Annotated in this window: 25 protein-coding genes; 10 read left to right on the top strand and 15 right to left on the bottom strand. The window is 66.1% G+C overall.

Features of this window, described 5'->3' with window-relative positions:
• From ACQP0C_RS32265 to ACQP0C_RS32300, 8 genes are all read right to left on the bottom strand, one after another.
• The gene (locus ACQP0C_RS32265; protein ID WP_433726125.1) at window positions 1–1,005 is read right to left on the bottom strand and encodes an AurF N-oxygenase family protein; all 1,005 of its coding nucleotides are present in this window, start codon (window positions 1,003–1,005) and stop codon (window positions 1–3) included.
• Between the two features lie 127 nt (window positions 1,006–1,132).
• Window positions 1,133–2,290: an Hsp70 family protein gene (locus ACQP0C_RS32270; protein ID WP_433726127.1), complete on the bottom strand. Its 1,158-nt coding sequence runs from the start codon at window positions 2,288–2,290 to the stop codon at window positions 1,133–1,135.
• Window positions 2,291–2,779: 489 nt separating this feature from the next.
• Window positions 2,780–3,499 (bottom strand): hypothetical protein, encoded by a 720-nt coding sequence (locus ACQP0C_RS32275; RefSeq protein WP_433726129.1) that lies wholly within the window; start codon window positions 3,497–3,499, stop codon window positions 2,780–2,782.
• 304 nt (window positions 3,500–3,803) lie between these two features.
• The gene (locus ACQP0C_RS32280; RefSeq protein ID WP_433726131.1) at window positions 3,804–4,799 is read right to left on the bottom strand and encodes a sulfate/molybdate ABC transporter ATP-binding protein; all 996 of its coding nucleotides are present in this window, start codon (window positions 4,797–4,799) and stop codon (window positions 3,804–3,806) included.
• Window positions 4,796–5,602 carry a sulfate ABC transporter permease subunit CysW gene (cysW, locus tag ACQP0C_RS32285; RefSeq protein ID WP_433726133.1) on the bottom strand — a complete coding sequence of 269 codons (807 nt, stop codon included), beginning with the start codon at window positions 5,600–5,602 and terminating at the stop codon, window positions 4,796–4,798. Before cysW ends, ACQP0C_RS32280 begins: the two co-directional genes overlap by 4 nt.
• Window positions 5,599–6,399, bottom strand: coding sequence for a sulfate ABC transporter permease subunit CysT (cysT, locus tag ACQP0C_RS32290; RefSeq protein WP_433685848.1), 801 nt, complete (start codon window positions 6,397–6,399; stop codon window positions 5,599–5,601). The genes cysW and cysT overlap by 4 nt, the downstream gene beginning before the upstream one ends.
• A gap of 217 nt (window positions 6,400–6,616) precedes the next feature.
• Window positions 6,617–7,675, bottom strand: a complete 1,059-nt coding sequence (locus ACQP0C_RS32295) for a sulfate ABC transporter substrate-binding protein (RefSeq protein WP_433726135.1) — start codon at window positions 7,673–7,675, stop codon at window positions 6,617–6,619.
• Window positions 7,676–7,842: 167 nt separating this feature from the next.
• Entirely contained in the window at window positions 7,843–7,932 is a 90-nt protein-coding gene (locus tag ACQP0C_RS32300) for an Ms4533A family Cys-rich leader peptide (RefSeq protein ID WP_309546086.1), read from the bottom strand.
• 106 nt (window positions 7,933–8,038) lie between these two features.
• On the opposite strand from ACQP0C_RS32300, the gene ACQP0C_RS32305 reads away from it, so the two are divergent.
• Window positions 8,039–9,100, top strand: coding sequence for a M48 family metallopeptidase (locus tag ACQP0C_RS32305; RefSeq protein ID WP_433726137.1), 1,062 nt, complete (start codon window positions 8,039–8,041; stop codon window positions 9,098–9,100).
• On the opposite strand, the gene ACQP0C_RS32310 is transcribed toward ACQP0C_RS32305, so the two are convergent.
• Genes ACQP0C_RS32310 through ACQP0C_RS32320 form a run of 3 tightly spaced genes read right to left on the bottom strand, consistent with a single transcriptional unit; the run spans window position 9,097 to window position 10,832 of the window.
• Window positions 9,097–9,675 (bottom strand): NUDIX domain-containing protein, encoded by a 579-nt coding sequence (locus ACQP0C_RS32310; RefSeq protein WP_433726139.1) that lies wholly within the window; start codon window positions 9,673–9,675, stop codon window positions 9,097–9,099. The genes ACQP0C_RS32305 and ACQP0C_RS32310 overlap by 4 nt on opposite strands.
• A gap of 46 nt (window positions 9,676–9,721) precedes the next feature.
• Window positions 9,722–9,934, bottom strand: coding sequence for a DUF397 domain-containing protein (locus ACQP0C_RS32315; protein ID WP_433726141.1), 213 nt, complete (start codon window positions 9,932–9,934; stop codon window positions 9,722–9,724).
• Entirely contained in the window at window positions 9,924–10,832 is a 909-nt protein-coding gene (locus ACQP0C_RS32320) for a helix-turn-helix domain-containing protein (RefSeq protein WP_433726143.1), read from the bottom strand. Before ACQP0C_RS32320 ends, ACQP0C_RS32315 begins: the two co-directional genes overlap by 11 nt.
• Window positions 10,833–11,048: 216 nt before the next feature.
• On the opposite strand from ACQP0C_RS32320, the gene ACQP0C_RS32325 reads away from it, so the two are divergent.
• From ACQP0C_RS32325 to ACQP0C_RS32345, 5 genes are read left to right on the top strand one after another with little or no spacing between them, the layout of a single operon-like run.
• Window positions 11,049–11,420: a hypothetical protein gene (locus tag ACQP0C_RS32325; RefSeq protein ID WP_433726145.1), complete on the top strand. Its 372-nt coding sequence runs from the start codon at window positions 11,049–11,051 to the stop codon at window positions 11,418–11,420.
• Complete coding sequence (locus ACQP0C_RS32330) at window positions 11,420–11,764, top strand: hypothetical protein (RefSeq protein WP_433726147.1); 345 nt, start codon at window positions 11,420–11,422, stop codon at window positions 11,762–11,764. The genes ACQP0C_RS32325 and ACQP0C_RS32330 overlap by 1 nt, the downstream gene beginning before the upstream one ends.
• A 14-nt stretch (window positions 11,765–11,778) precedes the next feature.
• The gene (locus tag ACQP0C_RS32335; RefSeq protein ID WP_433726149.1) at window positions 11,779–12,033 is read left to right on the top strand and encodes a hypothetical protein; all 255 of its coding nucleotides are present in this window, start codon (window positions 11,779–11,781) and stop codon (window positions 12,031–12,033) included.
• Entirely contained in the window at window positions 12,030–12,338 is a 309-nt protein-coding gene (locus ACQP0C_RS32340) for a hypothetical protein (protein WP_433726151.1), read from the top strand. Before ACQP0C_RS32335 ends, ACQP0C_RS32340 begins: the two co-directional genes overlap by 4 nt.
• Window positions 12,335–12,487: a hypothetical protein gene (locus ACQP0C_RS32345; RefSeq protein WP_433726153.1), complete on the top strand. Its 153-nt coding sequence runs from the start codon at window positions 12,335–12,337 to the stop codon at window positions 12,485–12,487. Before ACQP0C_RS32340 ends, ACQP0C_RS32345 begins: the two co-directional genes overlap by 4 nt.
• Window positions 12,488–12,635: 148 nt before the next feature.
• On the opposite strand, the gene ACQP0C_RS32350 is transcribed toward ACQP0C_RS32345, so the two are convergent.
• Window positions 12,636–12,944: a hypothetical protein gene (locus tag ACQP0C_RS32350; RefSeq protein WP_433726155.1), complete on the bottom strand. Its 309-nt coding sequence runs from the start codon at window positions 12,942–12,944 to the stop codon at window positions 12,636–12,638.
• Between the two features lie 182 nt (window positions 12,945–13,126).
• Here ACQP0C_RS32350 and ACQP0C_RS32355 point away from each other — a divergent pair, with 182 nt between their 5' ends.
• Window positions 13,127–15,112, top strand: a complete 1,986-nt coding sequence (locus ACQP0C_RS32355) for a glycoside hydrolase family 15 protein (protein ID WP_433726157.1) — start codon at window positions 13,127–13,129, stop codon at window positions 15,110–15,112.
• 7 nt (window positions 15,113–15,119) lie between these two features.
• On the opposite strand, the gene ACQP0C_RS32360 is transcribed toward ACQP0C_RS32355, so the two are convergent.
• Window positions 15,120–16,919, bottom strand: coding sequence for a hypothetical protein (locus ACQP0C_RS32360; protein WP_433726159.1), 1,800 nt, complete (start codon window positions 16,917–16,919; stop codon window positions 15,120–15,122).
• Window positions 16,920–17,004: 85 nt separating this feature from the next.
• Complete coding sequence (locus ACQP0C_RS32365; protein ID WP_433726161.1) at window positions 17,005–19,299, bottom strand: hypothetical protein; 2,295 nt, start codon at window positions 19,297–19,299, stop codon at window positions 17,005–17,007.
• Between the two features lie 403 nt (window positions 19,300–19,702).
• Between ACQP0C_RS32365 and ACQP0C_RS32370 the strand changes: the two genes are divergently transcribed.
• From ACQP0C_RS32370 to ACQP0C_RS32380, 3 genes are all read left to right on the top strand, one after another.
• Complete coding sequence (locus ACQP0C_RS32370) at window positions 19,703–20,092, top strand: hypothetical protein (protein ID WP_433726162.1); 390 nt, start codon at window positions 19,703–19,705, stop codon at window positions 20,090–20,092.
• Window positions 20,093–20,152: 60 nt separating this feature from the next.
• Window positions 20,153–20,851, top strand: coding sequence for a response regulator transcription factor (locus ACQP0C_RS32375; RefSeq protein ID WP_433726164.1), 699 nt, complete (start codon window positions 20,153–20,155; stop codon window positions 20,849–20,851).
• Window positions 20,852–21,257: 406 nt separating this feature from the next.
• Window positions 21,258–22,688 carry a HAMP domain-containing sensor histidine kinase gene (locus tag ACQP0C_RS32380; RefSeq protein ID WP_433726167.1) on the top strand — a complete coding sequence of 477 codons (1,431 nt, stop codon included), beginning with the start codon at window positions 21,258–21,260 and terminating at the stop codon, window positions 22,686–22,688.
• A gap of 3 nt (window positions 22,689–22,691) precedes the next feature.
• On the opposite strand, the gene ACQP0C_RS32385 is transcribed toward ACQP0C_RS32380, so the two are convergent.
• On the bottom strand, window positions 22,692–23,300 hold the full coding sequence (locus ACQP0C_RS32385; RefSeq protein WP_433726169.1) for a Uma2 family endonuclease: 609 nt from the start codon (window positions 23,298–23,300) through the stop codon (window positions 22,692–22,694).
• Window positions 23,301–23,390: the final 90 nt, after the last annotated feature.

Here is a 23,390-nt window from a genome sequence, read left to right on the forward strand (position 1 = left end):
TCAGCCAGCCTTCGCCGTGCGCAACGGCTCCGAGCGGTAGCGAGTGGTGTGGCCGTCGATCTTCAGCAGCTTCCACACCGCCTTGCCGACGGGGTTCATCAGGCCGATGTCGTTCGCCAGCGTGCGCACATCGCCGAAGAAGTCGCTGAACTCCTGCTTGGCCTGCTTCGAACCGTAAAAGAGCTCCTTGCGAACGCTATCCGGGATATCGAACTCCCGGAAGAACGACCGGGGCGGGGTGTAGATGGAGCGGCCGAGGATCCACATGACGATCGGCATGACGACCGAGAGCACCAGCTTGTTGAACGCATTCGCATCGGGCACGTGCTGCTTGAGGAATTCGTGCGCGAAGGAGATGTGGCGCGCCTCCTCGGCGACATGGATGGCCATGACGCCACGCATGATCGGATGCACGTCCTCGCCCGAACGCAGAATCGCCTTCTGAATGTGGTCGATCGGCTCCTCGCCCGCGAGTACGGCCATGAAGAACAGATTCGGGAACAGCGCGGCCACCGGCGCGCCGATGTATTTGAACTTGCGCACCAGCGGGCCCATACCGGGGACATCGATCCCGATCCGGTTGACCATCTCCTGGAACATCAGGGTGTGGTTGTGCTCCTCGATCATCTCGTGGGAGCAGTAGCGGAATTCGGGCGAGCCATTGGGCAGGCCGAAGCTGTGCGTCACCATGCCGCTGATCAGGATGGATTCGAACTGCAGACCGACCTTGGCGACATTGGCCTGGCGGTACTTGCCGATGGCGATCTTGCGGTCGAGCGGCAGCGCCCGGTACCAGGGGTGGCGACCGAGCGCATCACCGGAGACCGGCAGGACCCAGCGCTCTTCTCCGGCATCGGCGGCAAAGTCGGGGTTGTCCCAGTCGATGTCCTCGAACGGGTCGAAATGCTTGTTCACCGAACCTTCGGAGAGCAGCAGCAGCTTGGCGGCATACTCCTGCGCCTTCGCCAGATCGGGATCGACTGCGGGCGTCACGGCTGTGGACATCGTCGTCACTGCCTCTTCTCGTGGGACCTATTTACTGTATCCCATAGTTACACTTACGAGAAGTTACGTCAACCTGGCATATGATCGGCATCCCCGGCGACGCTGCGGCTCGCCGCCGGGGATGCCGCTATCGCAGCCCGAGCTGCGACAACCCCGCGACCACCGTGTCGGCGGGGAGCGCCAGCGCGAGCGCCACCCCAGCGGCCGACATCCCCGCCGCGATCGCCACCCGGGTCAAGCGGCGCCGGGTGCGCCGGGAAAGTAGGAGGGCCCGTGCCGTCGCTCTGCGGTGCGCGCCATGATGGCGGCGCCGGTGATGATGTCCGGCCTCCTCCTCCGCCGCGACGGCGACGCGGCGGGCCATGATGGCAGCGCCGTCGGCGATGGTGCGCTCGGGATCCGGCGCCGTGATCACCGGGCGCGCAAGCTCACAGGCGAGCACCTGGGATACCTCGACCGGGCGGGCCGCGCCGCCGACCACCAGGACACAGTCCACATCGGCCATGGTCACATCGGCCATCCGCAGGCACCGGTACACCAACTTCAGCGAGGATCGGATGTGGATGGTGCGCAACTCATCGGCGGTGCTGCCGGTGACCGCACTGGAGACCGAGGCCACGGCGGCGCCACTCCCGGCCCGCGCGGCGACCAGCGCGCCGAAGGCACGGCCGCCGAATTCCGAGGAACGGATCGGCACCCCGACGATCGGATTGCGCGGACAACCCGGGCCGACGCGCACCAGGGTGATATCGAGGTTGGCGCCACCCAGGTCATAGACCAGGGCCAGGCCCGGCATCAGCGGACCGCGTTCTGCCTCGAGCCAGGTCGCCGCCGCGATGGGTTCGGCAACCAGCGCGACCTGTCGCAGGCCGATCGCGTCCAATGCCGCGCGCAACTCCCCCACCTGTCCCGCGGAGTAGCCCGCCGGATGCGTCAGCGTGACCTCGGCATCGACCGCCCGGCGATCGCGGCGCGCCTCGGTGATCAGACACTCCGCGACGACCGCGATCAGATCGGCGGCGGTCAGTGCCCGGTGCCCGACCCTGGCCCGCATGGTCTTGGGCTGACCGAGGTCGGCGAATTCGGCGATCGCGCGCCCGTGCCTCGGCATCATGCCGACCCGAGCCATACCGGTGCTGTCGAAGGCGAGGGTGGTGCGACGGGTGATGGCGGGTGAGCGTTCGGCGGCGGAGCGGCGCCCCGGCGGAGCCTTGGCCGAACCCTCCTCTGCCAGCGCGGAAACCGTGTTCACCGTGCCGATGCTCAAACCGAGACCAATCGCCATCGCAATCCTCTGATCGCCGAGCCGATTTGCTTCGAACCTATTCAGGCAACCACTCCGCGACCCGCCTGCCAACCACCGGACACCCGATTGTCCGCATGCCGCCGGTACTGACACAGGTTGCACAGCGAAGCGCCGAACCCGGCTCACCCGCAACGCTGCCGTGCGCTAAGCGATCATGATCGGATCCCATTACGGCGCGCCGTAATTCAACGATGCTCGCCCAGTGTTTGCCAGCCAATGTCAACTCTGCCATTTCGGCCATCGGTACACGTTTCTACATGCACTAACACTTCTCCAGCATGTCCATGACCGATGGTTGCCGAACAGCAGCAACAGACCGTTGGTGAGCCTTGTCGATACCGACCAGTCCATGCAGTCCGAGGCGCGGCGATCGGATCTCACACTCGCACGAGTTCCGACTCCCCGCACCGGAATTCATGTCCGATTCCGGTGCGGGAAGTCAAAACCATTGCGGCCATTGGCGACTGATCAGCAACACCGCAGCACAGCCTGAGCACTCGCCGCGGACGCCGCACGCCGCACCGGCCCCTGCTCCGGCCCGAGCAACCGCAGCACCATCTGCGCGGCCTGTTCCTGCCACCGCGCGTACGCCATCGGAACGCCGGAACGCTGGGTGGCCTGTGCCGCCTGCCACAGCGGCATCACCAGGTAATCCGGCGCGTTGACCAGCAATGCGTCCAGGAATCGCGCGGTCGCGTAGCGCGCATCGGTGAGCTGTTCGGGCCCACCCCAACCGGCGGAGGGACGCTGCTGGAACAGCCCGACCGAGTCGCGGTCGACGGCCTCGGTCAGGTTGCGCAGCATCGATTCCTGTAGCGCGGTGGCCAGTGCGACGACCGCCGCATAGGCGGGCATGCCGCGGCGCTGGACCACCCCGACAATCATTCGCGCGTTATCCCACTGCTCCGGATTCGGCGTGAAATGCAGTTGATCACCCACGATTCCGTATCGCAGCGACTGCTCGAGGGTATGGCCGGTAGCGGAGTTCGGGATCGGCTTCCCCACCGATTCCGGGCTCTGCACGGCCACTTCGGGCGAGTCCATGGGGATCTCGATGATCAGCGGCCCATCCGGTGCGCGCACCGCGGGTGTTCCGGGTGGTGGTGCGGCTATGGCCCAACCGGATTGGATGATCACCGCGGCGCTGGCCGCGGCCAGCGCGGGAAACAACTGTCTTCGAATTGACATGGCGATCGATCAACTCCTCGCCGCCTGCACACGACCTGCGCCGCGAGCCCTGACCCACCGACAGCAGGTCGAGCAGGCTGCGATCGGGCGGCCGGATAGCGCTTATCCGGGCCGCGTTCGACGACCACTGCGAATGGCTCACTTCGGATTACGTTCCGATAACCCACCGGAACCCACTAGCGCGTGTTTCGCATTCAGCACGATATGAGAAGTTGAAACCAGAGTTCGGTTTCGACACGCCATAAATGGACGCGGATTTCGCCCACTTGGAAATCCGGCCGATAAAACGGAGCCTAATTCGCCTCTATCCGGCAGGCAGTTCCGGAATGCGAGTGGCCCGCGCGTAGACGGTTTCCCCGTCGTTGAGCTGCAATGCCTCGGCATCACCACGGGTCACCTGGGCGGCGAACAGATCGCCGGTGGCGGCATTGCGCAGTTCCACGCGCACCTCGAAACCCAGGTGCACAACGCGTTCCACGGTGGCGCGGGTGACACCCGCCGATTCCGCCGTGCCCTCGTCCTTGGCCAGCGCCATGCTCGAATCGCGGCCGACGCGGATATCGTGCGGGCGCACCAGATGTCCGTTGAGCCGCGCCACATCGCCGAGGAAGGACATGACGAATTCGTTGGCGGGACGGTCGTAGACATCCTCCGGGCTGCCGACCTGTTCGATGCGGCCCTTGTTCATCACCGCGATCCGGTCGGCGACGTCGAGCGCCTCCTCCTGGTCGTGGGTGACCAGCACGGTGGTCACGTGGACCTCCTCGTGCAGGCGGCGCAGCCAGGTGCGCAGATCGGCGCGCACCTTGGCGTCGAGGGCGCCGAAGGGTTCGTCGAGCAGCAGCACCTGCGGGTCGACGGCGAGCGCGCGCGCCAGTGCCATGCGCTGGCGCTGGCCGCCGGAGAGCTGGGCCGGATAGCGATGCTGGAAGCCGTCGAGGCCGACGATGCCGAGCAGTTCGTCGACGCGCTTGGCGATCTCGTTTTTGGGGCGCTTGCGGATCTTGAGTCCGAAGGCGACGTTATCGCGCACGGTCATGTGCTTGAACGCGGCGTAATGCTGGAATACGAAGCCGATATCGCGCTTCTGCGGCGGCACATGCGTGACATCGTTGCCCGCGATGGCGACGACGCCGGAGTCCAGCGATTCCAGGCCCGCGATCGAGCGCAGCAGGGTCGATTTGCCCGAACCCGACGGGCCGAGCAGTGCGGTCAGCTCCCCGGACGGGATCTCGATGCTGACATCGTTCAGGGCGGCGAAGGAACCGTAGTTCTTCTTCGCATTGGTCACGGTGATCACTTGGTGCCCCGCTTACGTTCGAGGAGGGTCATCAACAGAAGGACTACGAGGGCCAGGCCCATCAGCAGGGTGGCGGCGGAGTAGGCGCCGAAGGTGTTGTGGTCGTTGATGTATCGACCGTGTACGAGCAGGGTCAGCGTCTGCGATTTGCCCGGCAGCGCCGAGGACACCATGATCACCGCGCCGAATTCGCCGAGCGCACGTGCGACGGTCAGCACCACGCCGTAGGTCAGGCCCCAGCGGATGGCGGGCAGGGTGATCCGCCAGAACGTCTGCCAGCGGGAGGCGCCGAGGGTGGCCGCGGCCTGCTCCTGATCGTCGCCGATCTCGTGCAGCACCGGCTCGACCTCGCGCACCACGAATGGCAAGGTGACGAAGATCGTGGCGATCACCATGCCGGGCAGGTTGAAGATCACCTTGAAGCCGAGGTCTTCCAGTCCGCCGAACCAGCCGTCCGCACCCCACAGCAGGATCAGCGCGACACCGACCACCACCGGCGAGACGGCGAAGGGCAGATCCACGATGCCCTGCACCAGCGTGCGGCCCGGGAACTTGCCGCGCACCAGCGCGATCGCGGTGACGATGCCGAAGATGACGTTCACCGGGACCACGATCGCCACGATGAGGATCGACAGCTGGAATGCCGAGATCGCCGCCGGTGTGGAGATCGAGTCGATGAACGCACCGATCCCCTTTTCGAAGGTGCGCCACAGAATGATGATCAACGGCAGCACCAGCAGCACGAACAGGTAACCCAGCGCCACGGTGCGCAGCGAAATACGGGTCGGCCAGGACAGATTCATCGCGCCTCCTGCTCCTTGCGTGCGGTGCGCTCGGCCCACAGCCGCAGCACCAGCAGGGTCGCGAACGAGATGGCCAGCAGCGCGACCGAAACCGCGGCCGCGTTCACCGGCCGGTCGATCTCGATCTGCTTCTGGATGTACTGCGAGGCCATCTCGGTCTTGCGCGGGATGGCGCCGCCGATCAGCACCACCGAACCGTATTCGCCGATGGCGCGGGCGAAGGCGAGACCGCCGCCGCTGATGATGGCGGGCGCGAGGGTCGGCAGGACGATGCGGCGGAAGGTGGTCCAGTTGTCCGCGCCGAGGGACAGCGCGGCCTGCTCCACCTCGCGGTCGGCCTCGATGAGCACCGGCTGCACCGAACGGACCACGAACGGCAGTGTGACGAACGCCAATGCCACGACGAGGCCGGGCTGGGTGGCGTTGAGGTGGATATCGATCGGACTCTGCGGCCCGTACAGCGACAGCAGCACGATGCTGGCGACGATGGTCGGCAGCGCGAACGGCAGGTCGATGAGCGCGTTGACGATGCTCTTGCCCGGGAACTCGTCGCGCACCAGGACCCAGGCGATGAGCGTGCCCATCAGCACATTGATGACCGCGACCACCACCGAGACGACAACGGTGATGCGCAGCGAATCGATGGCGGCGGGCGCGGTGATGGCATCCCAGAACCCGGACCAGCCGTTGTCGAAGGAGGTGACGGTGAGCGCGGCCAGCGGTAGCAGCACGATAATGCTGAGCCACAGCACCGCGGTGGCGATGCCGAGCGGACCCACCGAACCGGTCACCCGCAGCCACGACCAGGTTCGGCGCGTGGGTTTGGGCGCGGATTCCCCCGCGTCTTCGAAGCCACCGGGATCGGGCGCGTGCCCGATCCCGGTGCTGCTGCTTTCTGTCACAGTCGTCCAGTATCCCGTGTAGATGTGCGGCGCGCGCGAGGCCCTTTGTGGTTCACAAGCTGCCTCTTCCAGGGCCGATCGCGCACGCCGCGGGGTATTTCGGCGCACCGAGTTACTTGGTGGCCTTGTCGTAGATGACCGCGACGGTTCCGGTGTTCGGGGTGAACAGCTCCTTGTCGACGGTCTTCCAGCCACCGAGGTCGGCGATCGTCCACAGCTTCTGCGGAGTCGGGAAGTCCTTGGCGTAGTCGGCGGCCACCTTCGGGTCGACCGGGCGGAATCCGGCCGAGGCCCAGGCCTTCTGCCCCGCCGTGGTGAACAGGAAGTCGCGGAAGGCGCTCGCCAGCTCCAGATGCTTGCTGTTCTTCAGCACCGCGACCGGGTTCTCGATCTTGAAGGTGGTCGGCGGCACGATGTGCTCGATCGCATCGCCATTGCGCTCGGAGAAGATCGCCTCGTTCTCGTAGCTCAGCAGCACGTCACCGGTGCCCTGCAGGAAGGTCTCGGTCGCTTCGCGGCCCGACTTCGGCTGCACCTGCACATGCTCCTTGGAGATGAGCTGGCTCAGGTAGTCCAGACCCGCCTGCGGGTTCTTGCCGCCATCGCTCTTGGCCGCGTACGGGGCGAGCAGATTCCACTTGGCCGAGCCCGAGCTGAACGGATTCGGGGTGACCACCTGGATACCCGGCTCGAGCAGGTCGTCCCAGTCCTTGATGCCCTTCGGATTGCCCTTGCGCACGACGATCGCGACCACCGAGCCGAACGGAATTCCCTTGGTGGCGTCGGCATTCCAGCTCGGATCGACCAGACCGGCGTCGACCAGGCGGGTGATATCGGGTTCGACCGAGAAGTTGACGATATCGGCCTCGGCACCGTCCTTGACCTTGCGGGACTGATCGCCCGACGCGCCGTAGGAGCCGTTGATCTGGACGTTCTTGCCCTTATCGGTCTTGTTGAATTCGGGGACGACCTTGTCGAAGCCCGGCTTGGGGACGGCGTAGGCGTAGAGGTTGAGGGTGCCACCGCTGCCGTCGGCCCCACCACCGCCCACGGTGTCACTGGCTCCGCCACCGCACGCGGTGAGCACGACGGCAGCGACCGCGGTGAGCGCGGCGACCACCGGGCGACGGTGCGATCGGGAAGATCCGAAGAACAAGGACCTGGGTGACATGGGTGGAACCTTTCCTAAGTGCTCCGCCGCGACGTGGACTAGGGGTCGCGACAGTCGAACTGCGGCACGACTACCGACCGAGAGGTCGTTGGGGTTCGGACACTGCTGCGAAAAGTTTGCGCGCCAGTTTAGAGAGAAGATGGGTGCACAGCAGTGCCCGGCGCCGATCAGCGACAGAGAATGTCCGCGACCGCGAGATTGCCGACAGCGATCAACGCCAATTCATGGCGGACCTGCGGGACGGCACTCGAAGACACGGGCAGACTGTAGCAGAGGAAAGGTCACCAGTTCGAATCAACGCTAGCTCTCCGCTTGCAGGCCGCAAAAACCGACAAAGTTCCAGGAAGAGGGGGGTTTCATCCCATGACTACCAGCCCGGACCGCGTGCGCACCAGGTTCCCGGATATCAGCACTCGCGCGTGGGAACATCCCGCCGACCGCACCGCGCTGGTGACGCTGCGCTCACTCGCCGGGTTCGACACCATTCTGCGTACCCTGTCCGGTTTGCTTCAGGAGCGCCAGCATCGGCTGCTCTACCTCGCCACCGCGGTGCGCGTGGACGAGCGCCAGTTCCGCTCGCTGCATCAGTTGCGTCAGGACTGTATGGAGATCCTGGACGCGCGCACCACACCCGAGATGTTCGTGCTGCAGAGCCCGCAAGTGAACGCCTTCACCATCGGCATGGACCAGCCGTTCATCGTGCTGACCACCGGACTGATCGATCTGATGGACACCGAGGAGCTGCGCTTCATCGTCGGCCACGAACTCGGGCACGCGCTGTCCGGGCACGCGGTGTACCGCACCATGCTCATGCATCTGCTGCGCATCTCGGCCAATCTGGGCTGGATGCCGGTGGGCGGCTGGGCCTTGCGTGCGATCGTGGCCGCGCTGATGGAGTGGAGCCGCAAGTCCGAACTCTCCGGCGACCGCGCCGGGCTGCTGTGCGGCCAGGATGTGGAGGCGTCGGTGCGGGTGCATATGAAGACCGCGGGCGGCACCTGGATCAAGGAGATGAACCACGGCGCGTTCCTGCAGCAGGCCGATGACTACGAGCGCTCCGGCGATCTGCGCGACGGCGTGCTCAAGCTGCTCAATCTGGAACTGCAGAGCCATCCGTTCTCGGTGCTGCGGGCCGCGGAACTGCGCCGCTGGATCCAGTCCGGCGACTACAACCGCATGCTCGGCGGCGACTACCCGCGCCGCGAACACGATAAGACCACCAAGATCAGCGATGAGATCAAGGAGGCCGCGCGCACCTACCGGCAGAACTTCGACCAGTCCGAGGACCCGCTGATCCGCACCGTGCGCAACCTGGGGCGCGATGTGGGCTCGGCGGTGAGCGCCGTAGGTCACGAAGTCGGCGAAACTGTTTCCAAGATCGGCAAACGCTTCGGCTTCGGCGGCGACAAAGACGCCTCGGCCTAGATCGAGGCTTTCTCACCGTTTCGATCTCTGCCGCAAGCCCGCCGCTCCGATGACGGGCAAGCAGATACGCAGCGTGACGCAGCTCCCCGAGTGATCACCATGCGCTCATGCAGGGGAACGTCGAGGTGCACCTGCACCAGCGCATTCTCAAGGAGCCAGGCGGTTGGTTGGCTGCGCTGTGAGGTCGCTGAATCGATGGGTTGCGCGGGAGGGCGGCTTGAACGGGTTCGCTCGTTAGCCGTTCCACAGACGGATCGAGCGCCGCTGGCGATGACATCTTTCAGTGCGCGAGGGCGCAGGTCGGTTGCGTGGCGCTGATGCGTTGGTAGCCAGATGAATTCGAGATGTTCTTCCTGACTCTGTGGCGTGCCGTCCAGCTCTGCGTTGAAAATCAAGTTGATCTCGTGGTGGGCGGTCCCGTCGTCGGTATACCCATGCTCGACAACTCCGGCGAAGTCAACGATCCGACTGGTAGTGCCGAGTTCTTCGGCAAGTTCGCGAGCGAGCGCGGCTTCGATCGGTTCGCCGGGCTCGACATGCCCGCCCGGACTGAAATGGTGACGGCCCCAATCCATTACGTGTTTGGACCGGGGCCGTTGCCCGTAGTAGGCCGGGAAAGCGTTACGCGGTGGGCCGGGTGAACTCACCGTCCTTCGCGCCTGCTGTGAAGGCATCCCACTCGCTGGGGGTGAACACCAGCGCCGGGCCGGTCGGATTCTTCGAGTCACGAACGCCGACCTTGCCCCCGTCGAGCCATGCCACTTCGACGCATTGGGCGGCGCTTTCGCTGTGGCTGCTCTTGAACCATTTCACCCCGGATAGGTCACCGTTCACCAAGCTCGTGCTCCTTCGCCACCCGCCGCAGCAGGTTCCTGCTTTCTACCTCACCCAGACAGGTCTCCTGGATGGCCGTAGCAAGCTCACTATAGAGCCGAACCTCCTCGGGCTTCTCGAGATATACGTCCTGAGCCGCGCCGCCCTCGATGAATACCACTGGGGGCTCGACAGATCCTGCTTTGGCGGTTCGACCGAAGTCCATGATGATGAACGAGCCACGAGGCATTCCCCACGTCAGACCTGCACTATTCGGTTGTATCCGCAACGTAATGTTGGGCTGCTTGGACATCTCGGCAAGGTGCCTCAGCTGCGCGGCGATAGTGGTTGGGCTGCCGATCACGCGGTAGAGCACCGACACATGCAGCAGAACATCCATCTGGACGGGATTCGTTCGACGGGTGACGAGGGCTTGCCGTTTCATCCGGTGTTCAACACGTCGGTCGACGTCATCAGGGCTGGTGAATCCGGGGAACGCGCCGATGATCGCCCGCGCGTAGTCGTCGGTCTGCAGCAGACCCGGGATGGTCTGCTCATGGTAGGTGGTCAGTCGATGGGCTGCCGCTTCCAGTCCGACGTACATCGTGAAGGCATTGCCGTACAGGCCACCGTATACGTGATACCAACTCTTGGCCCGTGCCTGGACTGCGAGATCGACTGCCGCCCTGGTGTCTTCGGGTCCAACGTCGTACAACTCGCATAGCGCTTGCACGTCCTGTTTGCGGACCTTCTGAATCTGTCCGGTCTCGATTCGCTGGAGCACGGCCCTCGACAGGTCGACCGATTTCGCGGCTTGGGCGATGATGAATCCGGCCGCTTCGCGGCGGTCGCGGAGAAAACGGCCGAGCTGACGGCGAGGCAGGGTCGATGAGGGGCCATCCTCTTCGGGGCTGGTCACGGGGGTCTCCTGGAAATCGGGTCACGACAGATCAGGAACTGAGCCGGTTGTACCGCAGAACCGAGCCCTCTGCTGGGGTTTCAGAGCAATCGGAAGTGAGTTCTCGTTTCTGCCGATCACGATTGGTGACTGATGGTGTGCTGTGGATGGCGGTCGAGCGCAGGAACCTCCGCCACCCGAAACGGCAAACCCCAGCGACCCGAAGGTTCCGCAGCCATGACGAACAGGCAAGTGGCAGAACGAGATACAGAGCGATCCGGTCGGCCGAAGGCTATCGGATTCGTACGCGGTGACGTGTCCGGAGTCGCGGCACCCCGGCACGCGAGCGCCGTGACCCAACATGCCCAATTGCTGGGCTATCACTACGTTTACACCGTGCGTCCCCCACAGGATGCTCCCGATCCGATCGGCTACGCGCTCGGTATCGCGGCAGGGCTGGATGTGGCGGCGATCGTGGTCTTCGACTTGGCCCACGTCGACAACCAACCGGCGCGGGTCTGCGAGGACTTCGACCTCGAAACCGTATGCCCCGCAACGACTTGGGCGCGGACCGCGCGACCGGTCACCATCGAGGCGGGGGCGGCGTGATGTCCGACGAGAACACGATCGTGACACCGCCGGGGGTGTGCGGGTACGCCGATATCGAGTTGGCGCACGAGCAGATGCGCGCCCACCGCGCCTGCCGCCTCGGGCGGTGTGTGTGGAAGGCGGCGGCGTATTACACGCTGGTCGATGCGGGCCGACTCGCGCCGCAGTCGCTGACTGCACGCGAACGAGCCGCCGCGCGGGGTATCCGGTTCCCGCCCTTGGGCAGCGAGCCATTCGTAGCTGGCGGGCCGACGTATCGAACCCTGTGCGAGGTGCTGGACCGGCTCTCGGAGCTGGGATTACCAGTCCCCAGTGCGGGTACGAACGTCGGCGGCCACGGGTAGCGCCGGAGTCCGGGATGAGCGAGCATCGCACGGAGGTAGACGGCTGGCAGGCGATCTGGCGGCTCGATCGCCAGCACATTCGAATGATGCTGGTGCGCAACGCATCCGAATCGCAACCACTGATGTCGGTCACCACGGTGGCCGCCGCACCGGACCTGGCGCAGATGCGCGAGCAGTTCCCGCAACTGTCCCGGTTGTGGGACGCGGTACGACACGAGTACTGGGCGGAATGCCTCGCACCCCAAGAGCATTCGCAAGGCACGATATGAACGAGGGGCATCTCAACGAAATCGAGCTCGCCCGCTTGGCCGACGGTCTGCGGAACCTGCCCGAACGGACCCCGGAACCCGTCGAAGAACCCAGCGCGTGGCTGCAATACGACGACGGCACCTGGAGTCCCGTCTACCCGGACGGGCGGATCGGCACCCCGTTCTCCTACGCCCACATGATCGCGTTCAAGGGCGAGGACATCGGGACATTACTCACGGCGCTGGTCGAGGCCGGGTTGGTAACCGACATCCAACCGACCACCATCGACGTATTCGAACCGAAAGCGACCGAACCTACCGAATGAACAGACACCTCACTCCGGCAGACGTCAACGATTTACGGCGGGAAGTGCGCGACGAGTTCGCGGAAGCGCAGACAACGCTGGCCGAGCACGGCAGCCTGCTACGGGAAATTCTCGACAGGCTGCCCTGCGAACAGACCGAATACCGATAGCGCGCTCGGACGATGTGGTGACGTTCTCGTTCGGACAATCGTTGTCGGGATACCTCGCCCCGAGCAGGACGTCAGCGCGTGAACAACCACGCGATGACGATGAGAACCAGCAGAGCGACGAGAGCGAGCTGAACCCGTGAACGCGGCATCAAAGCGCTCCGCTCTGCGCGATCTCGCGCACCGGGACCGGCGGCCCGACGAGTTCGGGAATCAGGGTGGGTTCCGCGATCACGACATCCTCAGCTGTCAGGGCCGTCACAGCAGGTGTCAGGGCCGTCACAGGGTCGCTATTGCGGCCGAGTAGTTGCAGGGAGATCCGCAGTACGCGGTCGAGCACGTAGGCGATGGCGAAGCTGACCGGGACCATACCGACCAGCACCACGATGAATTGCGGGATGAACGGCAATCCCGCGATCCACAGCTCGAAGCCGTCCCACCATCCTGCGATACTGTGCACGCCACCAGCCTAGCTCTGTCCGATGGCCGCGCCTTCGGCGCGGCGTGTTCGCTCGTAAGACTCGTTCCGTATTGGTCATGTAGGTCGTCATCGTCACGCCTCGGGCCATGCCGTCGACCGATCGTCGGGTCGAACTCGGCGCTGTCGGTGGACGAGATGCTTCGACGGACCGAAGATGAGGTATGGCGTCTACCGATGATCTGACCGTCGACGAGCCTGACGACCTGCCCGCGCTCAGTCAGCTGAAGGTGGGTCGCCACGCCACCTATCCGCCGATCGACGATTACGCGTTCCTGTCCGACTGCGAAACGAGCTGTCTGATCGCCAGCAATGGCTCGGTCGAGTGGATGTGTGTGCCCCGGCCCGATTCGCCGAGCATCTTCGGCGCGATGCTCGACCGCAGCGCCGGACACTTCCGGATCGGCCCGTACGGGGTCAATGTGCCCGCCGCGCGCCGGTATCTACCGGGCGGCATGATTCTGGAAACCACCTGGCAGTCCGAGACGGGCTGGCTGATCGTGCGCGACGCCCTGGTGCTTGGCCCATGGCACAACAACGATCAGCGCAGCAAGACCCATCGCCGCACGCCGGTGGACTGGGACGCCGAGCACATCCTGCTGCGCACGGTGAAATGCGTGAACGGCACGGTCGAGCTGGAGATGAGCTGCGAACCCGCCTTCGACTACCACCGCGCCCCGGCCCGCTGGGAGTACACCGGCAAGGTCTACGAGGAGGCGACGGCGGTGCGCACCCTCGATCCGACCGCGGGCCCGACCCTGGTGCTGACCACCGATCTGCGGCTGGGTCTGGAGGGGCGGGAGGCGCGCGCCAGGACCAGAATGAAGGAGGGCGACGAGGTGTTCGTCGCGCTGACCTGGTCGGAGCTGCCCGCACCGCGCACCTTCGAGGACGCGGCCCAGATGATGTGGCAGACCACCGAATGCTGGCGGCAGTGGATCACCCTCGGCGATTTCCCGGATCATCCGTGGCGCAACTACTTGCAGCGCAGCGCACTGACGCTCAAGGGACTCACCTACGCGCCGACCGGTGCGCTGATGGCCGCCGCCACCACCTCCCTGCCGGAAACTCCTGGCGGCGAACGCAACTGGGACTACCGCTATACGTGGGTGCGCGATTCCAGCTTCGCGCTGTGGGGCCTGTACACCCTGGGACTGGACCGCGAGGCCAACGACTTCTTCGCCTTCCTGAGAGACGCCACCACCGGCGATGATGGCGAACCCGTTCCGCTGCAGGTGCTCTACGGTATCGGCGGCGAACGTGAGCTCACCGAAATCACGCTCGACAATCTGACCGGCTACGACGGCGCCAAACCGGTGCGTATCGGCAATGGCGCCTACAACCAGGACCAGCACGATATCTGGGGCACCATGCTGGACGCGGTGTATTTGCACGTGAAATCGCGCCAGCAGGTGCCGGAATCGCTGTGGCCGCTGTTGGAGCGCCAGGTCGAGGCGACCATCAAACGCTGGCGCGAGCCCGATCGCGGCATCTGGGAAGTCCGCGGCGAGCCACAGCATTTCACCTCCTCGAAGGTGATGTGCTGGGTGGCGCTGGACCGCGGCGCGAAACTGGCCGAACTGCACGGCGAATACGAGCGCGCCACCGAGTGGTATGCCATTGCCGACCAGATCAAGGCCGATGTCCTCACCAATGGCGTGAACGACAACGGCGTCTTCACCCAGACCTACGGCGGCGACACACTCGACGCGTCACTGCTGTTGGTGGTGCTGAACCGTTTCCTGCCGCCCACCGACCACCGGGTGCGCGCCACCGTGCTCTCGATCGCCGACCGGCTCACCGAAAACGGTCTGGTGCTGCGGTATCGGACCGAGACCACCGACGACGGCTTGTCCGGATCCGAGGGCACCTTCACCATCTGCTCGTTCTGGTTGGTCTCCGCGCTGGTGGAAATCGGCGAAGTGCAACGGGCCCGGCACCTGTGCGAGCGCCTGCTCGGCTATGCCAGCCCGCTGCGGCTCTATGCCGAGGAAATCGATTCGCGCAGTGGACGCCACCTCGGCAACTTCCCGCAGGCCTTCACCCATCTGGCACTGATCAACGCGGTGACGCATGTGATCAGGGCCGAGCAGTCACACACCAGCGGCACGTTCCAACCGGCGCACACACCGGCGATTCACCCGGCCTGACAAATATTTACGCGGCCGCGCTGATGCCATCGGCATCGGCGCGCAGTCCGCCCAGCTTGCCTAGCTGGACATCGATGTCGGCGATCCGCTCCTCGCGCTGATCGCCGTACTTCCCATAGGCCACCTCCGCTACACGCAACCGCTCATCGGCGGTGCGCAGCACATCGGTGGCGATATCGGTGAAGTGATCGCGCAGCGTGCGCTGCAGTGCGCGCAACCGATTTCGCGATTCCTTGCCGACCTGGAAGACCACATCGTCCATCAGCCTGGCCACCGAGACCTTCGCCTCGGCCTGGCGGCGCTGCTTGCGCGCCTTGCGATCGTCCCAGAGCGCATTCGCGCCGAGCAGCAGCGCGGCGGCGGCCGAATACCAGTTCACCAGGGGCATTTTCAGCAGACTGGTCAGCACGCCCACCATCAGCAGACCACCGTAGGAGCCGCGCATAACGGTCAGGAATTGCGCAAGCACACCGGCTTTCGCACTGGTCAGGGGATCCAGCGGCGCGACGGGTCCGAGTACTTCACCGGGATTGTGCAGGCGTAGGTCCGGTAGTGGCGGAGTGCGGTGATCGGCCGGGAATTTGGCGGCCACCTGTTCGGACAGTTCCACCGCCCGGTAGTGCGCCATCACGAAATTCTCTTCGACGGCCTCGCAGATGCGCGCGTCCAGATCGGCGCCGAAATCCTTCCAGCGCCGAGCCGGATCGGTCTGGACGATCTCGGCCTCGGCGTCGCGGACCAGACTGCGCAACCGGTGCCGCAGATCGTGTTCGATATCGGCCATCAACTCGGTACTGCCATCGCCGAGGGTGACCTGCCAATTGGCCGAGCGCTGCCGTAGCTGATCGGCCTGGTCGCGGGCGGCCACCAGTTGTTCGGTGATCTCCACCCGGCGGCGCGGATCGCGCAGCGCCTCGGCCTCGGTCCGCAGGGTTACCGCGAGATGGTCGGCGACCAGTCGGATGTCATTGGCCGCGGCCGTCAGGACCAGGGTGTCGGCCCTGGCCACCACGTAGTCGCGCAGATGGTCGACGAGCTGAGGTACGCCCGATTCGATATCGCGCTGGTAGTTGCCCGCCTGCTGGTGCAGCAGCGCCGAAACCGGGGCCACCGCGAAGCCGAGTCCGGCCGCGTCCAGCAGCTCGCGATTGCGCTGCTGGGTGTGCTGCCAGTGCGGGTGCAGGTCGATCTTGTTCAGCACGCAGACCACCATGGGGCAGATCTGCTGGATGCGGTCGAGATAGGCGATCTGCTCCGCGGTGAACTCGGTTCCGGCGTCACCGACGTAGAGCACGGCATCGGCAGCGGCGATCATCGACCAGGTGGTGTGGTCCTCGCCATTGCCGCCGGGTGCGTCCATCAGGACCACGCCATCGGCCAGCAGCGGACTCGGCTCGGTGAATTCGGCGCGGATCACCCCGTCGGCGGCCAGCGCCGGACCGGGATCGAGCGGATCGACCGACTGACGTTCGATGCGGCCAGCGCCGAGCGATTTCACCAGCACCGCGGTCGGCTCCGGTCCGTACTCGGCGATCACCGGCACGCTCAGCGCGCTCTCGGTGGCGCTGACCCTGGCCCCGATCAGACCGTTGACCAGGGTGCTCATACCGTTCTTGGACGCACCGACGACCACAAGGCGCAGCCGAGGGTCACCGACCCTGGCCCGCACCATATTCAGTCGGCCGCTGAGGTCGTCCCTGCCGGCGGAGCGGGTCATCTCCTGCAGTTGATCGAGAATTCCGATCACCGGGGCCATGACCTGCGGGTGTTTCACCGTGGCGGCCTCCAGCCCGGCTGCGGCAGACAACCCTCCTCCTAACTGTCGTACGGATTTCGCATTCGACGATGACATGCGCCAGCGCGACGCGTGCGCGCGACCCCCATCCGGCTTCCTAGATCAGGGCGATGTCCAAGCCCGATGCCAGGTGGTGGCCGTCGTCGACGGCCGCATCGGGCAGCAGCGGGGCGGACAGACCACCGGCGATCATGGTCAGCGCCGAGTGGTCGGGTTCGTATACCGGATACGCGAAGTCGGCCGGGTTACCGAGTTCCGCGGCGATCGGATGCGGCTTGACGTCGATCGGCGGCTGCATCGGGGTGACCGGCGCCGGCATCGTCGGGGCCGGCACGTGGGTCTGCGGAGTCGGGATCGGCGCGGGGGAATTCGCGGTCGGGATGTCGATGTCCACGGTCGGTGCTCCGTGGGTGACCGTCGGCACCGAAACGGTCGGCTCGTTGGTCGGGATGTCCACCGTCGGCGGGGTGTGCGTGGTCGGTGCCGAGTTGCCGCCGTTGACGGTGCTGGGGGTGGACCCGCCATGGCCGGTACTCGGGGTGGTGGCGCCACCGTTGCCGGTGCTGGGCAGCGTCACATCGTCATTGTCCGGCACAGTCGGGGGTGCGGTGTGACTCGGCGCGTTGGTGCTGGGCGCATTTGTGCTCGGCGCGTGTGTGGTCGGCGCCTGGGTACCCGGGATCTTGGTCGTGCCGGTGATGTCGGTGCCGGGGAGGGTGGCACCGGGGGGCTTGGTGCTACCAGGGTCGGGCACCTTGGTCGGATGCCCGGTGCTGTCGCCGGGGACGACCGGAACCGGCACCGTCTTGGTGATGGTGGTCGGGGTGTTGGTCAGCGGCGTGTGCGGCGCATGCGAATCGTCGACCAGGACCGGCTTGGCCGGTGCGGGCTTGGGCTCGAACAGCGCGGGCACCGCCGCGGCGGGCGCGGTCAGCGGCGACGGACCCGTCGGCGCCACGAGCACATTGGCGACCGGGGTGCTCGCCACATCAGGCTGGATCGTGGTCTGCAGCGGAGTGGCCGCCACCGGTGCCGCGACCGCGGCGGGCGCGACCACCGGTGCGGGCGGCACGACGGCCGGTGCGATCGGGGCGACCGGTGCGACGAACGGCTGGGTGGGCTGTACCGCGACCGGCTGTGCGGCGGCCGAGTACTGGGAGACGGATCCGCCAGGCTGCGTGGTGGCCGCGCTGCTCGGGCTGTGTCCCGAGGTGCCGGTCTGGTCCAGCCCCGAACGTCCGGTCGTGCCGGGGGTCTGGCCGAGCCAGTCGGAGAACCGGTCGATATTGTCACCGACCCGACCCGCACCGGTCTCGACCTTCAGCGCGCCGTTGACCTCGACCTTGGAGTGCGTGTTCAGGTACATCCCGTTCGGGCCGACGCCGAAGTCCACTGCGAGTTCGGTGTGCACGCTGAAACTGGCGTCCGCGTTGAGGAATACGCCGACGGCATCCGGATTTCCGATGCCATGGAACATATCCGCGCCGTGGAACGCGTCCGCACCGTGGAACGCGTCCGCACCGTGGAACGCGTCGGCGCCGTGGAACAGATCACCGCTGCCCGCGGGCGCGCCGGTGTGAAACATATTGCCACCGAAGTACGGAAGGCCACCGCCCGTGTCCGCGGTGCTGCTGGCGTCGGAGCCGTCGGCCTCGCTGACCGGTTCCGCGGCCGCGGTGTCCCCGGCCGCCCCGGCCACCGGAACGCGGGGCAGGACAAAGGGGTTCGAGCCGGGTGCGACGAAGCCGTTCGGGCCGGGCAACCCGAAGCCGTGTCCCTCCTGCCCCAGACCGTGTCCGGGCAGCCCGAAGCCGCCCTGGCCGAAGTCGAGTCCGGGCGCGCCGCCGAAGCCGCCGCCCGCGTGGTCGGTCCCGAAATCGAGGCCGGACTGCGGCGTCTCGCCGCGCAGATCGAGTCCGGACCGCTCGCTCTCGGTACCGAGGCCGAGTCCTGGCTGGTGGCCGTTGCCGTGGGCGGCGTCCTGCCACGGCTGCGGCGTGTGCTGCTGCGGCGGCGGGCCGATGTGCAGACCGGAGTTCGGCGCGTTCGGGATGGTGAACGGAGCATTGACGCCGATATCACGCGGTGTCGGCGTCTGCGCGTGAATCGGCGCGGGCGGTACCGAATTCGGATCCGGATCCGGGAAGGTCACCACCGGGCTCGGCGCGTCCGCATCGGGATCACGAGAGTAGGCCGAGATCCAGCTGTCGAGCCGTTGCCCACCGGGATGCGCGGGCGCGGTGCCGCCGTTGGCAGCGACCAGGGCGCCACCGGTGACGTACGCGCCCGCCCTCGCTACCCGCGCGACGCCGGTGGCGACGCGATAGGCGGTATCTCCCGCACGGTCGTCAGCATCGGTGTCATCGCTGTCGAAGGGCAGGTCACTCGTCATGCAAGCTCCACTCTCAGGTTTCCAGCATCCTCACCACGCCGGGCAGACCGAGTGAAGATCACTTAACGATATTCCGGAAAACCCAACTGTCACATTCTGCAGGTCCGCAAAGAATGCGACTGTGACAAGCAACACAACCTTGCCATTGGGGAAACCAGAACGGAAGCCCTGATTCTGCGGGCATCCGAAACCGGGTGCAGGCGTCGTCATTTGGACCCGATCGTGCACTCCGAACCGCGCCGTGCGGCTTGCCGACGACACTAACTCGTCGGTGGCGACCCGTATAGCCCTTTCGATGCGCTGCAAGAGATCTCTAATGATTGCTCAAGAGACGGTGAAGTTCGGCTCCCTAGCGTCGATCTCGCCGGGATGACCCGGCACCCGACGCGAAGGAGATCGCATCATGACCGCACCCCTCGGCCGCGGCCGAGCCCGCACTGTCGCCATTGTCACCGGAACGGCATTCGCCGCCACCGCGGCCACGCTGGTCGCGGGCGCCGCCTCGGCCCAGCCACCGCAGCCGGGCGGCGGCCCGACCGTGACATGTGTGCTGATCGCTCCCGGCGACCCGCACGTGGTGATACAGGGCGGGCCGGGGCCGCATGTCGTCGTTCCGGCAGCACCGCTGCCACCCGGCGCCGCGCTGCCCGACTGCCCGGATATCGATCCGTCCGGACCGGGCATCGTCGGCCCCGCACAGCCCGGTGGTCAGCACGTGATCATCGAACGCGGGCCCGGCGCCGTGCAGGTCCACCCCGCGCAACCGGCGCAGACCGGCAGCAGCGGCGGCTGACCGCGCGGCGGCTCTATCGTGGCCCCATGGCGGCAGCGATTCGACGAGGGGGTTGGCCGGATGACGGGTGGACAGCGCATCTTGGTCGTCGACGATGAGGTTCGAGTTCTCGCGTCGCTGCGGCGCGGGCTCGAACTGTCCGACTTCGAGGTGGTCACCGCGGGTGACGGCGCCGAGGCGCTGGCCATGGTCCACCGCACCGAACCGGACGCCATGGTGCTCGATGTGAATATGCCGAATCTCGATGGTGCGGGCGTGGTTACGGCATTGCGCGCAATGGGCAACGACATTCCGATCTGCGTGCTCAGCGCCCGTACCGCGGTCAGCGATCGCATCGCCGCCCTGGAGCGCGGCGCCGACGACTACCTGACCAAACCCTTCGACCTCGGTGAGCTGGTCGCCCGGCTGCACGCACTGCTGCGCCGTCGGCCCGCGGCCGTCCAGCCCTCCGGCGACGGCCACCGCCAGGTCGGACAGGTGCGGATCGATCGGGCCGGACATCGGGTGTTCGCCAGCGGACAGCAGGTGGAGCTGACCAAACGAGAATTCGAGGTGCTCGCGCTGCTGGCCGACAACACCGGCATCGTGCTCAGCCGCGAGCAGATCCTGTCCGCGGTCTGGGGATACGACTTCACCACCGACACCAATGTGGTGGATGTGTTCGTCTCCTATCTGCGGCGGAAGCTGGAGACGCACGGCGCCCCGCGGGTCATCCACACCGTGCGCGGAGTGGGTTTCGTACTGCGGGAGGAAGCGTGAGTCGACATCGGCGAATGCCCCAACGCAAACCTCACGCACAGCGAAGCCCGGTCCGGTGAGGTGGAGTCGAGAGTGAACTTCCGCGAGTGAACCCGAAAAACGCACCCCACGCACAACGAAGCCCCGCACCGCGAAGTGGAGCCAAGAATGAACCTCCGCGAGCGAACCCGAAAAACGCACCCCACGCACAACGAAGCCCCGCACCGCGAAGTGGAGCCAAGAATGAACCTCCGCGAGCGAACCCGAAAAACGCACCCCACGCACAACGAAGCCCCGCACCACGACGTGGAGCCAAGAATGAACCTCCGCGAGCGAACCCGAAAGCAGAATGCGCCCCCGCGCACAGCGGAATCGACCGCGAGTGAGGTGGAATCATGAGCGATGGCGGATCGCCTGGAGCCGAAAAGTGAAGACGCCGAAGGTGTCGTTATCGTTGCGCGCCCGGGTGGCGCTGGTGTCGGGCGTGGTCGCCGCGCTGGTGGCGGTCGTGCTCGGGGTCGCGTACTTCGCGCTGCTCACCACCGCGAGTTCACGCCAGCTGGATCAGACGGTGTCGACGATGAACGTCCGGGTCGCGCGGCCCGCGGATATCGTGGCGTCTCCCGGTCTGCCGCTCGATGCACTGCCCCCGCTGCCCTTACCGGAAGACATTGCGCCGATACCACTTCCGACTGCTCCGCCGCATGTGGTCCAGTTCGCCGACAACGCCGTCGCCCCGGTCGCCGGAGCGCCCGGGCTCGCCGTGGTGCTGCGCCCGAACCGCGCCGCCGTCGACTCGGCGATCCGGCGCAGTCAACTGGCCGGCCTGTCGGTCGCGGTCGGCGGCGTACTGCTGGCCGCCGCGCTCGGCTGGTTCCTGGCCGGTTACGCCGCCCGACCGCTGCGGAAACTGGCCACCGCCACACACGGCATCGACACCCTGGAGAAACTGCCGCCATTGTCCGGCCGCGGCGCGCGTGAGGCCGAGGAACTCTCCGACGCCATCACCCGAATGCTGGCGCGGCTCGAGGCCGCGCACGGTGCCACCAATCGCGCGCTGGCCAGCGCCCGGGACTTCGCCGCGGTCTGCGCCCATGAGCTGCGCACACCGCTGACCGCGATGCGCACCGACCTGGAAGTCCTGGCCACCAAGGAATTACCCGCCGAGCAGCAGCGCGCGGTACTCGCCGACGTGCTGCTCACCGAGCGCCACATCGAGAACACCCTGACCGATCTGGAACGACTCGCGGTCGGCGAACTCACCGAATCCGACGCCTTCGAGCCCTTCGAACTCTGCGAAACCCTCGACCGCGCGGTACAAGATGCGCGCCGCCGACATCCCGACGCACATATCGACCTCACCGAATGCGCCCCGACCACGCTGACCGGCCTACCGGGCGGGCTCATGCTGATCGTCACGAACGCCGTCGCCAACGCCGTTCAGCACGGTCACGCGCGCACCATCACCATCGCTGCCCGATGCTGCGATCCGAGCACCGCCGAGGCCAGCCCTACTGAGCCGACCTCGGCTGTGTCAGGCGATACCGGTCCGAGCACCGCCGCTACAAGCCCAGGTGACGCAAGCTTCGCCGATCCGAATGCCTTCCCCCACAACGCCTCCGATGCACCCGCCCAAGTCGAGATCATCATCGATGACGACGGCACCGGCATCCCCGAAGCCCTCCGCCCCACCGCCTTCGACCGCTTCACCAAAGGCCCAGGCTCCCCCGGCTCCGGCCTGGGCCTCGCCCTCGTCCGCCAACAGGCCGAACTCCATACCGGCACAGCCGAACTCGACCGCAGCCCATTGGGCGGCGTCCGTCTGCGCGTGCGAATCGCCGCTCGGAAACCCAGTTGAGACTCAGTCACCCATGTCTTTGAGCGATTCGGTATCGAAGGTGACGCCCACCGGCTCTGGAAGACTCACCGCGCGCCCGAACGCATAGCTGTGCAAGTCCTGATAGCCGTCCTCATCAGGCTGGCTGTGCACGACAACCTTGCCAGCCTCGCGATCGATGAGCAGATAGATCGGAATCCCAGCTCGCGCGTAGGCGATCGGCTTCTCGACTCGATCGCGGTGGTTGGTGTCCGAATCATGAGAAGTGACTTCCACTGTCATCACGACGGCATCAGGCGATGCCCACTCACCGGCCCCAGCGAACGCATCGGGTGGCGCCAGAATGCCGTCGGGTCGTGCTCGCCCCTTGCGGTAGGACCCAACGGCCAAACCCTGCCCGATGACATGCAGAAACAGCCCCGGATTCAACGGCATCAGCAGCAGGAGCAGCCAGTTGAGTATCCGGCCATGGTCGCCATCGGGCACTCGTTTGACCCCCAGTCGTCCGCCGATGAGTTCAACCTGCACGCCCTCGGTCTCGCGATCGACGGCACGAGCGATCGACTCGAACTCGGTTGTGCGGATGGGGCCTTCCTCCGACGTGAGTATCGGGTCCCCGTGTACCGCAGTCACAGCCCGCCTCCTCGGTTTCTGCCCACCAGACAACGGATCCTGCCTCACAGTCGTTCCCTATGGGGCATTATCCCGCTGTTTGCCGGTCGG

The sequence above is a fragment of the Nocardia sp. CA-129566 genome, assembly GCF_050956075.1.
GTDB lineage: Bacteria > Actinomycetota > Actinomycetes > Mycobacteriales > Mycobacteriaceae > Nocardia.

Excerpts from the sequence above, each read along its gene's own strand:
- ACQP0C_RS32265 (WP_433726125.1), bottom strand. The coding sequence starts at position 1,005 with ATGTCCACAGCCGTGACGCCCGCAGTCGATCCCGATCTGGCGAAGGCG.
- ACQP0C_RS32270 (WP_433726127.1), bottom strand. The coding sequence starts at position 2,290 with ATGGCGATTGGTCTCGGTTTGAGCATCGGCACGGTGAACACGGTTTCC.
- ACQP0C_RS32275 (WP_433726129.1), bottom strand. The coding sequence starts at position 3,499 with ATGTCAATTCGAAGACAGTTGTTTCCCGCGCTGGCCGCGGCCAGCGCC.
- cysW (WP_433726133.1), bottom strand. The coding sequence starts at position 5,602 with ATGAATCTGTCCTGGCCGACCCGTATTTCGCTGCGCACCGTGGCGCTG.
- ACQP0C_RS32295 (WP_433726135.1), bottom strand. The coding sequence starts at position 7,675 with ATGTCACCCAGGTCCTTGTTCTTCGGATCTTCCCGATCGCACCGTCGC.
- ACQP0C_RS32305 (WP_433726137.1), top strand. The coding sequence starts at position 8,039 with ATGACTACCAGCCCGGACCGCGTGCGCACCAGGTTCCCGGATATCAGC.
- ACQP0C_RS32310 (WP_433726139.1), bottom strand. The coding sequence starts at position 9,675 with ATGGATTGGGGCCGTCACCATTTCAGTCCGGGCGGGCATGTCGAGCCC.
- ACQP0C_RS32325 (WP_433726145.1), top strand. The coding sequence starts at position 11,049 with ATGACGAACAGGCAAGTGGCAGAACGAGATACAGAGCGATCCGGTCGG.
- ACQP0C_RS32330 (WP_433726147.1), top strand. The coding sequence starts at position 11,420 with ATGTCCGACGAGAACACGATCGTGACACCGCCGGGGGTGTGCGGGTAC.
- ACQP0C_RS32335 (WP_433726149.1), top strand. The coding sequence starts at position 11,779 with ATGAGCGAGCATCGCACGGAGGTAGACGGCTGGCAGGCGATCTGGCGG.
- ACQP0C_RS32340 (WP_433726151.1), top strand. The coding sequence starts at position 12,030 with ATGAACGAGGGGCATCTCAACGAAATCGAGCTCGCCCGCTTGGCCGAC.
- ACQP0C_RS32345 (WP_433726153.1), top strand. The coding sequence starts at position 12,335 with ATGAACAGACACCTCACTCCGGCAGACGTCAACGATTTACGGCGGGAA.
- ACQP0C_RS32355 (WP_433726157.1), top strand. The coding sequence starts at position 13,127 with ATGGCGTCTACCGATGATCTGACCGTCGACGAGCCTGACGACCTGCCC.
- ACQP0C_RS32365 (WP_433726161.1), bottom strand. The coding sequence starts at position 19,299 with ATGACGAGTGACCTGCCCTTCGACAGCGATGACACCGATGCTGACGAC.
- ACQP0C_RS32370 (WP_433726162.1), top strand. The coding sequence starts at position 19,703 with ATGACCGCACCCCTCGGCCGCGGCCGAGCCCGCACTGTCGCCATTGTC.
- ACQP0C_RS32375 (WP_433726164.1), top strand. The coding sequence starts at position 20,153 with ATGACGGGTGGACAGCGCATCTTGGTCGTCGACGATGAGGTTCGAGTT.